This is a genomic window from Streptomyces sp. NPDC002490, assembly GCF_040296045.1.
Taxonomy (GTDB): domain Bacteria; phylum Actinomycetota; class Actinomycetes; order Streptomycetales; family Streptomycetaceae; genus Streptomyces.
On sequence record NZ_JBEOWM010000046.1, the window covers coordinates 34,515 to 48,315 of the forward strand.

General features: G+C 70.3%; 11 protein-coding genes. All 11 read right to left on the reverse strand.

Features of this window, described 5'->3' with window-relative positions:
• Positions 1-208: 208 nt before the first annotated feature.
• The 11 genes from ABT092_RS24830 to ABT092_RS24880 all read right to left on the reverse strand — a co-directional run bounded on the left by ABT092_RS24830 (position 209) and on the right by ABT092_RS24880 (position 13,016).
• Positions 209-1,831 (reverse strand): glycosyltransferase family 2 protein, encoded by a 1,623-nt coding sequence (locus tag ABT092_RS24830; RefSeq protein ID WP_351247493.1) that lies wholly within the window; start codon positions 1,829-1,831, stop codon positions 209-211.
• Positions 1,804-3,003 (reverse strand): glycosyltransferase 87 family protein, encoded by a 1,200-nt coding sequence (locus ABT092_RS24835; RefSeq protein WP_351247517.1) that lies wholly within the window; start codon positions 3,001-3,003, stop codon positions 1,804-1,806. The genes ABT092_RS24830 and ABT092_RS24835 overlap by 28 nt, the downstream gene beginning before the upstream one ends.
• Before the next feature lie 394 nt (positions 3,004-3,397).
• Complete coding sequence (locus ABT092_RS24840) at positions 3,398-4,261, reverse strand: NAD-dependent epimerase/dehydratase family protein (RefSeq protein ID WP_351247495.1); 864 nt, start codon at positions 4,259-4,261, stop codon at positions 3,398-3,400.
• Positions 4,262-4,399: 138 nt separating this feature from the next.
• Entirely contained in the window at positions 4,400-5,305 is a 906-nt protein-coding gene (locus ABT092_RS24845; RefSeq protein WP_351247497.1) for a carbohydrate ABC transporter permease, read from the reverse strand.
• Complete coding sequence (locus ABT092_RS24850; RefSeq protein ID WP_351247519.1) at positions 5,302-6,606, reverse strand: carbohydrate ABC transporter permease; 1,305 nt, start codon at positions 6,604-6,606, stop codon at positions 5,302-5,304. Before ABT092_RS24850 ends, ABT092_RS24845 begins: the two co-directional genes overlap by 4 nt.
• Before the next feature lie 44 nt (positions 6,607-6,650).
• A complete protein-coding gene (locus tag ABT092_RS24855) occupies positions 6,651-8,057 on the reverse strand; it encodes an ABC transporter substrate-binding protein (RefSeq protein ID WP_502968498.1) in 1,407 nt (468 codons plus the stop codon).
• Positions 8,058-8,319: 262 nt separating this feature from the next.
• On the reverse strand, positions 8,320-8,646 hold the full coding sequence (locus tag ABT092_RS24860) for a hypothetical protein (protein WP_351247499.1): 327 nt from the start codon (positions 8,644-8,646) through the stop codon (positions 8,320-8,322).
• Positions 8,609-8,833 (reverse strand): hypothetical protein, encoded by a 225-nt coding sequence (locus ABT092_RS24865; protein ID WP_351247501.1) that lies wholly within the window; start codon positions 8,831-8,833, stop codon positions 8,609-8,611. Before ABT092_RS24865 ends, ABT092_RS24860 begins: the two co-directional genes overlap by 38 nt.
• A gap of 90 nt (positions 8,834-8,923) precedes the next feature.
• Positions 8,924-10,147 (reverse strand): NsdA family TPR-like regulatory protein, encoded by a 1,224-nt coding sequence (locus tag ABT092_RS24870; protein WP_502968499.1) that lies wholly within the window; start codon positions 10,145-10,147, stop codon positions 8,924-8,926.
• 30 nt (positions 10,148-10,177) lie between these two features.
• Complete coding sequence (locus tag ABT092_RS24875; RefSeq protein ID WP_502968500.1) at positions 10,178-11,500, reverse strand: NsdA family TPR-like regulatory protein; 1,323 nt, start codon at positions 11,498-11,500, stop codon at positions 10,178-10,180.
• A 34-nt stretch (positions 11,501-11,534) separates the two neighbouring features.
• Positions 11,535-13,016 carry an NsdA family TPR-like regulatory protein gene (locus ABT092_RS24880; RefSeq protein ID WP_502968501.1) on the reverse strand — a complete coding sequence of 494 codons (1,482 nt, stop codon included), beginning with the start codon at positions 13,014-13,016 and terminating at the stop codon, positions 11,535-11,537.
• Positions 13,017-13,801: the final 785 nt, after the last annotated feature.

Sequence of the window (13,801 nt, forward strand, 5' to 3'; positions counted from 1 at the left end):
GGAAGCGTGCGGAGGGAGCGGTGATCGTACGGATGCGCGGGGGGCGAGCAGCCGTACGGGGCGCAGTCTGTCAGAGCGGACGACCACCGCGCTGAGCTGCGGAGCAACCGATCACCGGATTCCCCATATTCTGACTTCCCGTCAATAACGAGTGCAAGAGCGGTTCTTGGGAGAAACGGCAGGGATGCGTGGGGCGCGGGGTGCGAACTCAGCCGCCGCCCCTGACCCCCGTCAGCCGTACCGCCCGTCGCTTCAGCACCGACAGCACCCCGTGCGGCCCGTGGGCCACCCGTACCGCCAGCGCCCCCGAGTGGGTGGCGTACGGCTGGACCAGCAGCACCCCGTGCCGTGCGTCGGGCACCGCCCGGCGGCGCAGCAGCCCGGGCCCGGTGTCGGCGTGCGCGGTGGCCTCCCGCTCGCCGCCGTCCGCGAACCGCAGCCGCACCCGCAGGTCCCAGGTGCCGGCGCCCAACCGTCCCAGCGGCACCCCGGTGTCGACGACCCAGGTGCCGCTGCCGGGCTCGGAGACGAACGGGACGGTGTGCCGCAGCCCGGGCCGTCCGGTGCGACGGTCGAGGAACACCACCTCCGCCCCCAACGGGCCGGCCGCCAACACCCGCCCGTACAGCTCGTGCAGGCGCAGCCGCAGCCGCGTCCCGCCCCTGCGGGCGCCGGGCCGCAGCTCGGCCGTCACCGCCAGGGGCAGCGCGGACAGCGGGCGGCGCAGCAGCGCGTCGAGCGGCACCGGGACCTTTGCCGACCACACGGGGGTGCCGTCCCCGTCGCGGGCGTACGGCGGCAGCAGCCGGGCCGGTCGCGCGGCCAACTCCCGCACCCGGTCGAGGTCGCGGGGGGCCGGCGAGGCCAGCAGCACGGCGGCCAGCAGCCGGCCGGGCCCGCTCGCCGGCTCCAACTCGGCGCGCTCGAAGGTCTCCAGGTGGGCGCGGGCCTCCATCCACCAGGCGGTGCGGTACGCGGGGGAGCGGCGCCCGAGGTCACGGGCGTACATCCGGAGTGACAGGTCGAGGAACGCGGCCCGGGCGGCGTGCGCCAGGGCGTCCTGGCCGGCGGCCCGCAGCACCTCGACGGCGGTGCGGTGCGCCGTGGTGCGGGCCCGCCAGTTGTCGATGCCGGCCCGGTCCAGGGAGATCGACAGCCGCTCGGCCCGCCGCCGCACCTGCCACACGTACACCACGTCCGGGATCAGGGCGAGCCGCGGTCCGGCGGCGAGCACCCGGGCGCCGAACACGAAGTCCTCGTAGGGGAAGCGCCCGTCCGGGAACCGGATGCCGTGCGCCCGCAGGAAGCCCGTCCGGTAGAGCTTGTTGACGCACAGGGTGTCCCGGACCAACTCCGGCCGCTCGGCGGGGCGCGCGAGGGTGGCGGGCGCCGCGGGCGGTGCGTACAGCCGGGGTTGCCAGGGCCGGTCGGGGCCGTGCGGCACCTCCCGGCGGACGCACGCGCCGGCGACCACCTCCACGTCCCGGTCCCGGGCGGCGGCCAGCAGCCGTTCGACGGCGCGCGGGGGCAGCAGGTCGTCGCTGTCGAGGAACATCACGAAGGGCGTGGTGCAGGCGTCCAGCCCGTCGTTGCGCGGGGTGCCGCAGCCGCCGCTGTTGACGGCGCGCCGCAGCACCCGCAGCCGGGGCTCCGCGGCGGCCAGTGCGTCCAGCAGCGCGGGGGAGCCGTCGGTGGAGCCGTCGTCGACGGCGATGACCTCCCGCACCGCGGGGCCCTGCGCCAGCGCGGACCGCACCGCCTCGACCACGTGCGCGGCGTCGTCGTACCCGATGACCACCACGCTCACCGGAGCGTGCTCGGCGTGTGCCACGGCGTCCCCTCCCCGCCGGGCTCGGACGGCGCCGGGACGGCGGCCGGGTCGGTGCGGACGGTGGCGCGCCACAGCCGGACGAGGGACAGCGCGGTCGCGGCGAGCAGCAGCCCGTTGCGCACCGCCAGCAGCAGACAGCCGGTCCAGGTGGAGGCGGTCACCTCCCCGTACGCCATCGGGTAGACGACCGTGCTCACCGCGGTGGCCGCCAGGACCAGTCCGACCACCGGGCGTTGGGTGGTGCGCGGCGAGGTGAGGCAGACCGCGGCCAGCCCCAGCAGCCACACCAGGTACTGGGGGCTGATCACCCGACTGGTCACCGTGAAGAGCAGCACCGCGCAGAGCGCGGCGTCGAAGGGGGTGGCCGCGCTCCAGTGCCGGGCCCGCAGCCGCCACCCCACCAGCAGCAGCCCGGCGACTGCGGTGAGCGCCAGCGAGGCGGTGGCGACGGCCCCCACCTGGGGTCCGACGAACTCCATCGCCCCGTAGCGGTAGCGCACGGTGCCCGGCCAGCCCGCGAGCCGGGCGAACCCCAGCACCGTGCCGCCCAGGGACTCGATCTGCACGCCCCGCGCACCCTGTTCGCGCAGGAACGCCGCCGACCCGTCGAAGGCGAGGGCGAGCAGCCCCAGCACCGCCGCCCCGGTGACTGCGGCGGCGGCCCACGCCCGCCGGGCGGCCCGTCCCGGCGGCGCGCCCAGCAGCACCAGGACCGGCCACCCCTTCACCGCGGCCCCGAGCGCCGCCCACGCCCCGCCCGCCCGCGGGGACCGGGCGAGGGTCAGCAGGGCGGCCACCGCGAGGGCGGTGACCAGGACGTCGTAGCGGGCCAGCGGCAGGTGCAGCAGCAGCGGCAGCCCGCACAGCCAGACCCGGGCCCCGGCCCGGCTGCGTCCGGGTCGGCCGCCGGCGCGCACCAGCGCCGCGGTGACCAGGGCGTCCGCGGTCAGGGTCAGCGCCACGAACGCCTCGAAGTAGCTCAGCCAGGGCACCAGTGCGGGCGCCAGCAGCACCGGCCCGGCGCCCGGCGGGTACTGCCACAGCGGGTCGCCCACCGGGAAGCCCCCGGCGGCCAGCTGCTCGGCCCAGTGGGCGTACAGCCGGTACACCTCCCGGGGCACGCCGCCGGAGCCGAGCAGTTCCGGGTCGCTGTGCAGGAGCAGGTACAGCATCACGCCGCGGGTGGCGAGCCAGCCGGTGGCGTAGCGGAGGGCGGTGCGGGGGTCCGCCCGGGGGACGAGCGGTGCGCCGGGGACGGCGGTGGTCGTCTGTGGGGTCACTGACGGGAGCGTATGTCCCGTATTGGTAGATATTGCGGTGAATCACGGGGCGGGTCGCCTACTCGCCCCACACCCGTTCGGCTCGGCGCTCCTGCCGCCCGGGGCGGGGCGACGGACCAGTGGGCGCGCTCACGGGGCCGTCCCGTGGCGGAGTCCGTCGGCCGTCCGGCTCGGATGAACGGTCGGAAGCCCTCGTGTCAGCTGCCGGGTCAGGGACCCGACGCCGCCCGGGGCCTTCGCGCAGGGGCGCGGGTCCCGGGCCCTCCCACCGGTGGAGGCGGGACCGTCAGCCGGCGGTGCGGGTCCCGGCCAGCAGCGCGGTCACCCCCCGGCGGGGACGGTAGCCGAGTACCGCGCGCGCCCGCGCCGACACGTAGACCCGGTCGATCGTCGTCGGCAACTCCCATCCGTGCCGGCCGAACCCGGCTGCCACCTCGGGGGTCCGCCGGGTGATGAGCGCGGCCGGATCGTGCCGCAGCCCTCCGCAGTCCTCCATCCGCCACGGGTACGGGCCGGCGATGTTCAGCACTCCGGCCGCCTCCCGGGGGCCCAGGACGGCGAGCAGGTGGGCCTCCGTCACATCGGCTGCGTCCACACCCCGGTAGAGCCGGTGCCGGGCCAGGACCGCGGGTGGTTCGGGGAAGCACCGCGCGATGCGCAGGCACACCGTGCTCATCGCGCCCGCCGCGGAGAGCACCAGGTCTTCCGCCGCGAGCTTCGTCTCGTCGTAGATGTCACGAGGTCGACAGACGACGTCCTCGGTGACCCAGGCCGCCTCGTCCGCCGACTCCAGGGCGTACCCGTACACCGAGGTCGAGCTGGTGTGGACGAAGCGCCGTACTCCCGCGGCGGACGACGCGTCCAACAGGTCCCGGGTCGCCCCGACGTTGATCGCACGGAACTCGTCGTCCGGGCGCACCCCGACGTGAGGCGCGTGCAGGGCCGCCGTGTGCACGACCGCCCGGGCCCCGGACAGCACGTGGCGCCACGACGCAGGGTCGCGCAGGTCCGCCACCACGGACGTGTCGGGCGACGGCAGGCGATCCACCCCGACGACCGGGCAGCCCGCGGCCCCGAGGCGGCGCACGATCGCCGAACCGACCAGTCCCGCGGCCCCGGTCACCACGACGTGCCCCGACGGTTGCGACATGAACACCTTCCCCTGGGGTGGGCGGACGGTCGGACGCACTGCCTTGGGGGTTGGCGCACCCCGGGCCGCCACGGGAGGACGCGGAGTCCAGTGTTCCGCAACCTGGGCCGGTCCGGCGGCCGGGGACGGGGCGAACCCCTACTTCACCGCCCCCGCCATCACCCCCGACACGAACTGCCGCTGGAAGGCGAAGAAGACCGCCAACGGAACCACCAGCGACAGGAACGCCCCCGGCGCCAGCACGTCCACGTTGTTGCCGAACTGCCGCACCTGGGTCTGGAGCGCCACCGTGACGGGCTGGTTGGAGGCGTCCGTGAAGATCAGGGCCACCAGCATGTCGTTCCACACCCACAGGAACTGGAAGATGCCCAGGCTGGCGATGGCGGGCCCGCCCAGCGGCAGCACCACCCGGGCGAACAGTCGCAGCTCGCCCGCCCCGTCCAACCGGGCCGCCTCCAACAGCTCCCGCGGGATCTCCGCGAAGAAGTTCCGCAACAGGAACACCGCGAACGGCAGACCGAACCCCACGTGGAACAGGACCACCCCGGCCACCGAACCGAAGAGCCCCACCTCCCCGTACAGCCGGGCGATCGGCAGCAGCGCCACCTGCACCGGCACCACCAGCAGCCCCACCACCCCCAGGAACCACCAGTCCCGCCCCGGGAAGTCCAACCAGGCGAAGGCGTACCCGGCCAGCGCGCCGATGACCACCGTCAGCACCGTGGACGGCACCGCGATCCACACCGTGTTCAGCAGGGAGTCGGTGATGGAGGCGTTCTCCAACAGCCGGGAGTAGTTCTCCACGGTCAACTGCGCCGGCTCGGTGAGCACCGTCCACCAGCCGCTGTCCGCGAGGTCCCGCGGTCCCCGGAACGAGGACAGCAACAGCCCGACCGTCGGCACCAGCCAGAACACCGCGGCCACCACAAGCACCGCCCGCAGCAGCCCGCCGCCCGCCGCCCGCGCCAGACGGGTGCCCACCGCCGCCCGTCCCTTCGCCCCGGGGACCGTGCCGGTACGGGACTCCGTGCGCTCCGCGCTCATCGCCTGCCCTCCCGTCGCAGCCGTCGGATGTTGAACACCATCACCGGGATCACCAGCAGCAACAGCAGCACCGAGATCGCGCTCGCCACCCCGGGCCGGCCGTCACTGAACGCCGACCGGTACAGCTGGAGCGCCAGCACGTTGGCGTCGTCCTGCGAGGAGCCGGGCGCGATGATGTAGACGAGGTCGAACACCTTCAGCACGTTGATCATCAACGTGACCAGGACCACTGCCAGCACCGGCGCCAGCAACGGCACCGTGATCCGGCGGAACACCTGCCACTCGGTGGCCCCGTCCACCCGGGCCGCCTCCAGCAGCTCCCGCGGCACGCTCGCCAGCCCCGCCGCGATCAGCACCATCGCGAAGCCCGCCCACATCCACACGTACGCCACGATCACCGCCGGGGTCACCAGCGCCGGCCCCAGCCAGTCCACCCCGCGGTACGGCTCCCGGAAGTTGTCCGCCGGCAACCGCAGGTGCGTCCCGTCCGCCGCGGCCGGCAGCACGAAGGTGCCGTCCGCCGCCGCCGTGGTCCGGGCCACCACCGAACCGTCGCCCCGCACCGCCTCGATCCGCATCCCCGGATACCCGAACTCCCCGCCGTCCACCCCGCCGAGCGTGCCCACGCCCTTGCCGCGGGTGAAGTCCTGCCAGGTCGTCCCCGTCACCCGGGCCGGATCGGCGCCGGCCGCCCGCGCCGCCCGGGCGTCCCCGGGCATCGCGTCCGGGGCCACCCCCACCAGCGGCAGCACCACCGGCTCGCCCACCCGCACCGGCTCCCGGGTGACGAACGCCCCGCTGCCCGCCTCCCGCAGCGGGGAGTCCCGCCCCGGGTGCGCCTTCGGGAACGCCGAGGACTCGGCGAAGGTGTCGTGCACCCCCACCCACACCGCGTTCGCCACGCCCCGGTCCGGGTCCTGGTCGTACACCAACCGGAAGATGATGCCGGCCGCCAGCATCGAGATCGCCATCGGCATGAAGAGGACCAGCTTGAACGCCGTGCCCCAGCGGATCCGTTCGGTCAGCACCGCGAAGACCAGCCCCAGCGCGGTCGCCACCGCCGGGGCGGCCACCACCCAGAACACGTTGTTCCGCAGTGCCGTGCGGATGCCGTCGTCGGTGAACAGCTCCCGGTAGTTGTCGAACCCCGCGAAGCCGCCCCCGTCGTCGCTGACGAAGCTGCGGACCAGCGAATAGCAGATCGGGTACACCACCAGCGCCCCGAGCAGCACCACCGCCGGCAGCAGGAACGCCGTCGCCACCAGCCACCGGCCCGAACCCCGCGGGCCCCCGCGCCGCACCCGTCGCGGACGGGTGCCGTCCGTCGTCGCCGACGCCACCGGCCTCAGTCCCCGTACGCCTTGGCCGCTTCGGCCTCCAACCGCTGCTGGGTGCCGGCCACGTCGTCCGGGTCCTTGAGGAAGTCCTGGAGGACCTTCCACATGCCCTTGCCGGGCGTCCCGCCGAACGCCTGCGGCGTCTGGTCCGACAGGTCGAACCGGAAGTCGTCACCCGCGCCGACCAGCGCCTTCGCGATGTCCCGCTGCACGTCGTTCGGGTACGCCGCCGGGTCCAGGTTCTTGTTCGGCGACAGGAACCCGCCCTCCTTCGCCCAGACCTCCGCCGCCTCCGGCGAGGCCAGGAACGTCAACAGCGCCTGCCCGGCCTTCGAGTCCTTCAGCAGCACCGCCGCGTCGCCCCCGCTGACCACCGGCGGCCTCCCGCCCACCGCGGGGAACGGGAACACCTTCGCGTCCTTCCCCACCTCGGCCTTGGCCTGCGCCACGTTCACGCCGACGAAGTCGCCCTCGAAGACCATCCCCGCCTTCGGCTGGTCCCCGCCCGTGAACGTCTGCTCCACCGACCGCGGGAACTCCGTCTGCAAGGCCCCGTCCGCCCCGCCCGCGAGGTAGTCCTCCTCGTCGAACAACTCGGCCAGGGTGGTCAGCGCCGCCTTCACCGAAGGATCGGTCCACTTGATCTCGTGCGCGGCGAGCCGGTCGTACTTCTCCGGGCCGGCCTGCGACAGGTACACGTTCTCGAACCAGTCGGTGAGCACCCAACCGTCCGCCCCGCCGATCGACACCGGCGTCACCCCGGAGTCGTACACCGTCCGCGCGGTCGCCAGGAACTCCTTCCAGGTCTTCGGCTCCTCGGCGCCCGCGTTGGCGAAGACGGCGGTGTTGTACCAGACCAGCGACTTGTTGGCGGCCTTGAAGTACACCCCGTACTGCTCCCCGTCCACCACCCCGAGGTCCTGCCACCCCTGCGCGAAGTTCTTCGCCAACTGGGCCTTCACCGCGTCGTTCACCGGCTTGGCCCACTTCTTCTCCACCGCCTGCTTCACCGCCCCGACCTGCGGCAACAGCGCCACGTCCGGTGGAGCCCCGCCGGCGATCTTCGAGCCCAGGAAGTTGACGATCGGGTCCTGCGCCGGCACGAACGTCACCTCGGCGCCGGTCCGTTCCTCGAACTCGGCCAGCACCTTCTTGAAGTTCTCCTGCTCCGGCCCCGTCCACACCGCGGCCACGTCCAGCTTCTGGCCGTCCAACTCCGGTAACCGCAGGGACGATCCGCCCGGCGTACTGCTCGCGCCGCCACCCTTGTCGTCGTCGCCCCCGCCGTCCCCGCAGGCGGTCACCCCCCACACCAGCGTCCCCGCCGCGGCCACGGCCACCAGCCGCCGCGTGCGGCCCGAGAACCGGAGCCGGTGGTCGCCGCGGCCCCTGGTCTTCCTACCCGTGCTGCGCATCACTGCCCCGTCCTCTTGACGCGCTCGTCGCGCGTGCCTGCGAACGTCCGTGGGCCCCTGTGTACGCGGGACGGTTCCTCCCCACAAGGGCCCCGACGCCCCGAACTCACCGATCGTGACGCCCTCGTGACGTTGTGGGCGGGGCGTCGGCCACCGTGCCGATTCCGTGGGGCTGAGGCGGGGCGTGCGACGGCCCCGCCCCCTCCGGCGGGAGGGCACGGGGCCGGTCCGTGGCGTCAGGACGCCGACGAGGCCGGGCCCCCTACCGGGGTGGGGCGGGCACCACGGCGGGGGTGGCCATGCCGTTCGCGGCCAGGTCGAAGTGGTCCAGCACCACGCTCCGCACCAGCACGCCCGGAAAGTCCTCGAAGCGGTTCAGCGTGTCCGCGATGGCGGCGGTGAGGGTCTCGGCCCGGACGACGCAGAGGAACCCCGAGTACCCCGGCCCCTCTTCCAAGCCGATGCCGCCTTCCGAGAAGCGGTCGAGGCCGTCCAGAACGTCCTGTTGCTCCTCGCTGAGCGGGGCATCCAGCACGAGGTTGAAGCACCAACTACGTACAGTCGCGGTGCTTCCCTGTGAATTGGTCAATCTTGTTCGCCTCTTCTCCCTGGCTGCTGGGCGTGCAGTACACAGTGACCTTCTTGCTGCACGGGCAGCAGACAACCCATCCCCACCTATGGCGGTTTTTGTCGTGTGTCACCTTGAGGCCTGCTGCTTCGGCCCTCTTGAGTGCCGCTTCCACGTCCTTCTTCTGGTGACGATCCCCTTTGCCCATGCCTGTACGTCCTACTCTGCGTGGCAGGAGCATGCGGGTCGGGCGCCTGAAGATCACCCGTACGGGCTTGCGGCGACATCGGTGGGTGTGTCACCGAACGTGACGGATTTTCACCACAGCTCGGGCGCGTTCGTGTAGTTCCCGAGCTGTGGAGTTCTTCAAGAACGGTTTGAGGGCGCTCAGCATCGAAGCCATCCTCTGGTCCGCTCGGCCGGATTGAACGAACGGATAGTCCTTCAGCGCCTGGCTCCAGCTGGCACAGGCGGCCTCCAGATGCCCGATCCTCAGTTGCCTTTCGGCGAGAGTCGAATGGTCGAGCACCGAGCGTCGACGCTGGGTCCGGTTCCGTTGCAGGACGGTGTACCGCTTGAGCGATTGGACGGAGCCTTCGGTGTCGTTGAGCCCGTGCTTCACCTGGGCGATGTCGAATTCCAGTACCGCTTCCCTGTAATGCCCCATGACCGCCCTGCTGGAGGAATCCGCCTTGCCCATCTCCCTCTCCGCCTTCCGGAGGAAGGGGAACGCGGCAGCTGCCCCTTCCGTCAAGGCGCTGGCATACGCTCGCTGGCCTGCGAGGAAGGCCCGCATGTTGGGCGCAAGCGAGCCGAAGTCCGCCATGGCTGCCGAGGTCAGTCGCAGAGCCGTCTCGTGGTGTCCGAGTTGGAGTGCCTGAGAACTCATTCCGTGCAGGGCGAGGGAGTGCGCGTCCCTGTCGTCAGCGGACTTCGCCAGTTCCATGGCCTTGAGGTAGTACCGCTGCCCCAGCCCCTGCTGGCCTTCGTCGACAGCCATGTAGCCGGTCAGGTAACACAGATCGGAAGCCGCGGACAGCATCCTCTTGCGCACCGAGGCGGATCCGGACGTCGAGAGGTACGGGGCGAGGGTGTTCACGATGAACGAGGCGGCCGTGGGGCGCGTGTTCTGTCCGCCGAATTGGTAATCGAGGTCGGAGAGGTGTCGGGTCACGGTGGTGACCAGCTCGATTTCCCCCTCCCCGATGCGGCGCACCCGTCCGTCGTGGGCGAGGGACAGCCTGTCCAAGGCGTCCTGCCAATCGGGGATGTTCAATCCAACAGAGAAGATTCCCGCGCTGAGTACACTCCGTCGGGCCGGGTCCATATCAAGCCTCCCAAGCTCGATAAGTTCCTGAACGATTCCCACATCTGCTGCCGAGTTCGCTGGTGTGGGAAAGCCGGCATCGGTATGGGAAATTTTCCGACCGAGCCGGCGGGTGGGCTTCCTTGTGGAGCCGGTCCAGGTGAGCGTTCGGTTTCCGTGGCTCCACAGGTCTCCCCCGGCCGGTTGGCCGTTCAAGTGACCCGTCGCGTCAAGTGGACCGACCTGTCAGCTCTTGATGTCGAGGAGGGCCCTTTCGTAGATTTCTCGGGCGTGGGAGTTCTTCCGGTGGGGACTCAGTCGGCGCGGGATCTCTGAGACGAACTGATCCACGGCACCTGACTTGATCTCCGGGTGCTTGTCGAGGACTTCTCCCCAGGTGGCGCATGCCAACTCCAGATGCCCCAGCTCCAGTTGCCTTTCGGCCAACATCGACTGGAACCTCAGCTCCGTCACGCGCGAGTCGGTCTTCGCCCTCAGCTTGAAGTGGAGTTGGAGCGCTTCGACGCTGCCCGCAACATCTCCGAGCGCATGGCAGACCTGGGCCGTGTGATAGGCAAGTGTCGCGGGAGTGTATCCACCCAGTTGGGTCTTGCCGCTACCCAGAACATCCATTGCCCTCTCGGTTTCCCGAATGCTGCGCAGTGCGGCGGCGCGATCGCCTGCGAGTGCGTAGCCGTGGGCTTGCTGCCCGGACATGAACGCGCGCATCAACGGTCCGGCGATCGGCGCGGAGGCCGCTGCCGCGTCTGCCAGGCGGGACGCGGAGGCGCCGTGTCCCAGGTCAGCGGCCTGCACAGACATGCCTCGGAGAATATGGCAGTACGTGAGGTAATCGCTGCTCGCCCCAGCCAGTTCCAGTCCTTTGGCGTAGTACCTCTGTCCCAGGCCGTGAAGCCCTTCGTCCACTGCCATCCAGCCGGTGATGTAACACAGGAACGCCGTGGCGGTCAGCATGGACTTGCGAACTTCATCGGAAGCTTCCGCGCGGAGAAAAGGGGCGGTGATGTTCGTGAGAAAGGCTGCGGCCATCGGGCGGGAGAAGCGGCCGCCCCGCTTGTTGTAGATCGCGTTCAACTGATCGGTCATCTCAGTGACCATTTCGACGTCCGACACACCCACGCGTGCTATGGATCCGGATGAGGCGATCTCCATTCTGCCGACAAGGTCCTGCCAGTTGGGGATGGTCATCGCGACGGAGAAGAGGCTTGCTGAGAGGAATTTCCGGCGCTCCATGTCCTGTCTCCCCATCTCGATCAACTCTTCTGTGAAAGATTGGAGTTCCGTTTCATGGGTGGGTTTCGGAAACCCTGCGTCAGTGTGGCTGACCGGTCGGTCTAACCGGCGGGAAAGGGCTTCGAGGATGAGTTTTCGTACGTCCTCCCTGGGCATGGCGCCCTTCCGCCAGTAGTGGACGGTGGATTCTCCGAAGGTGGTTGGGGTTCCTCGTTCGGTCCCGATCGCATTGACGGAGCGGGCGAACTGCCCTTGGGTCCAGTGGGCTTCCTTGTGGAGCCGGTCCAGGTGAGCGTTCGGTTTCCGTGTCCCCACAGGTCTCCTCCGGCCGGTTGGCCGTTCAAGGCTTTCAAGTTCCGCTGCCGTGCTTGAGGCTGGCTCGTGCCCGCTCGTGGACCTCCCGGGCTTCGGGCGTGGAGCGGTAGGGCCGTAGTAGCCGGCCGATGTTGGCGATGTGTCGGTCCACCTTGCCGGAACGGACTGAAGGGTACTCGTCAAGAACGTGATTCCACGTGGTGCAGGCGGCATCCAGGAGCCCTAGTTCCAGTTGACGTTCCGCCATCATGGAGTTGAAGCGAAGAGCTGAGCGCCTGGTTTCGCCGGACCGCCGCAACCGAAAATGTGACTTCAGGGAGTCTACGCTTCCCGCTGTGTCCCCCAATGCGTAACGGACTTGGGACGTGTGATAAGCCAAGGTGGCCGGGTCATAGCGTCCGAAGGTATGGGACCCGCTCTCGGCTCTCTCCATGGATCGTTCTGCCTCCCTGAGGCTGCGTAGGGCTTCGCCGCGATTGCCGGCCACCGCGAAGGCATGGGCTTGTTGCCCGGTCATGAAGGCCCGCAGACGCGGCCCGGTCTGCGGCGATGAGGCCGAGGCCGCATTCGCCAGATTCACGGCCAGCTTCCCGTGCCCCAGGTCGACCGCCTGAACCGAGATCCCGCGGAGGACATGGCAGTACGTCATGTGGTCGCCGCTCGCACCTGCAAGTTCCAGCCCCTTGACGTAGTACTTCTGTGCCAGCCCGTGCGCGCCCTCGTCAACGGCCATCCATCCGGTGATGTAGCAGAGGAAGGCGGCGGCGGACAGCATCGCTTTGCGAACCTCGTTCGGTCCGTCCTGCCGCAGGTAGGGGGCGACGGTGTTCACCAGGAAGGCGGCTGCCAGGGGACGGGTGTGCTGGCCTCCGAGAACGTCGTAGGTTCCGGCCAGGCGATCCGTCATCTTCGTGACGGTCTCGACTTCGGGCATGCCGATCCGAAGTTTTGTGCCGGACTGGACTGCTTCCATTCTGCCGACGACGTCCGGCCAGTCGGGAACGGTCATCGCGACGGAGAACAGGCTGGCTGAGAGAAGGCTGCGACGCTCCATGTCCTGTCTTCCCATCTCGATCAACTCTTCTGTGATGGAGTGGAGTTCTGCTTCATGGGCTGGGCCTGGGAACCCTGCGTCAGCGTGGCTGACCGGTCGGTCTAACCGGCGGGAAAGGGCTTCCAGGATGAGTTTTCGTACGCCCTCCCTGGGCATGGCACCCTTCCGCCAGTAGTGGACGGTGGATTCTCCGAAGGTGGTTGGGGTTCCTCGTTCGGTCCCGATCGCATTGACGGAGCGGGCGAACTGCCCTTGGGTCCAGTGGGCTTCCTTGTGGAGCCGGTCCAGGTGAGCGTTCGGTTTCCGTGTCCCCACAGGTCTCCTCCGGCCGGTTGGCCGTTCAAGGCTTTTAAGTTCCGCTGCCGTTTCAACGGTACCTCTGCCCACCGCTGGAGTGTTGCCTAGTGCGACGCGATAGTCACGGACAGGAGTGAGGGGTGAAGCCTGGCTCATGAGCAGCATTGGTGCTTGTCAGGTGGGGGGTGGTGGCCATGAGGCAGCCGGCGGTCAACTCCAAGTGGGCGACCTTGTGTTTGACACTCGAAAGAGTGTCCTCGGGGTGGTGGTGGATGACGTGCGGGGGTGGTACTTCCTGCGTCCGCCGGGTGGTGGTGTGGAGTGGGAGGTGCCGTACGGGGAGGTGCGGTCTGTTCGGGGGGCTGACCGGGAGGGGCCGGCGGTGGCCGTGGGGAACGTGCGGGGTCGTCGGGGTGGGGTGTGGGGGTGAGGCGGCGGTTTCGTCATCTGGTGTGGACGCTCAGGGTCGTGGAGTGCAAGGGGTGGGTGCACATCCAGTGTGTGTCGGGGAGTCCGCGGTGCGGGGAGGTTCCGCCGGGTCGACCGGGGTCCCGCAGTCCGGAGGAGGCGTTGGGGTGGGCGGAAGGGCACTTCCGGGCCACGGGACACCGGCGTTACGACCGGTTGTTGTTCGACACGGTCCAGTGGGACCCGCCCCGGGACGTCGACCCCCGCACCCTTCCCGGGGTGACCACATGACCCGTCCCGTCCGGTCGCTCACCGGACCTCCGGGCGCACCTCGCCCGTCACCCTCTGGTCAACCTTCGATCATCCCCGGCAGGACACATGACGCACCGCTCTGACCGACTCGATCAACTCCGCAGCGCGTTGGACGTGTTGGAGGGCTGGCCCGGCAGCGATCACCAGCACCGCAAGGACATGCAGGCCCTGGCCGGTCGGGTGGTGCCGTTGGTGTGGGCGGAGTTGCGGGAGCGGGAGGTGTGGCACCG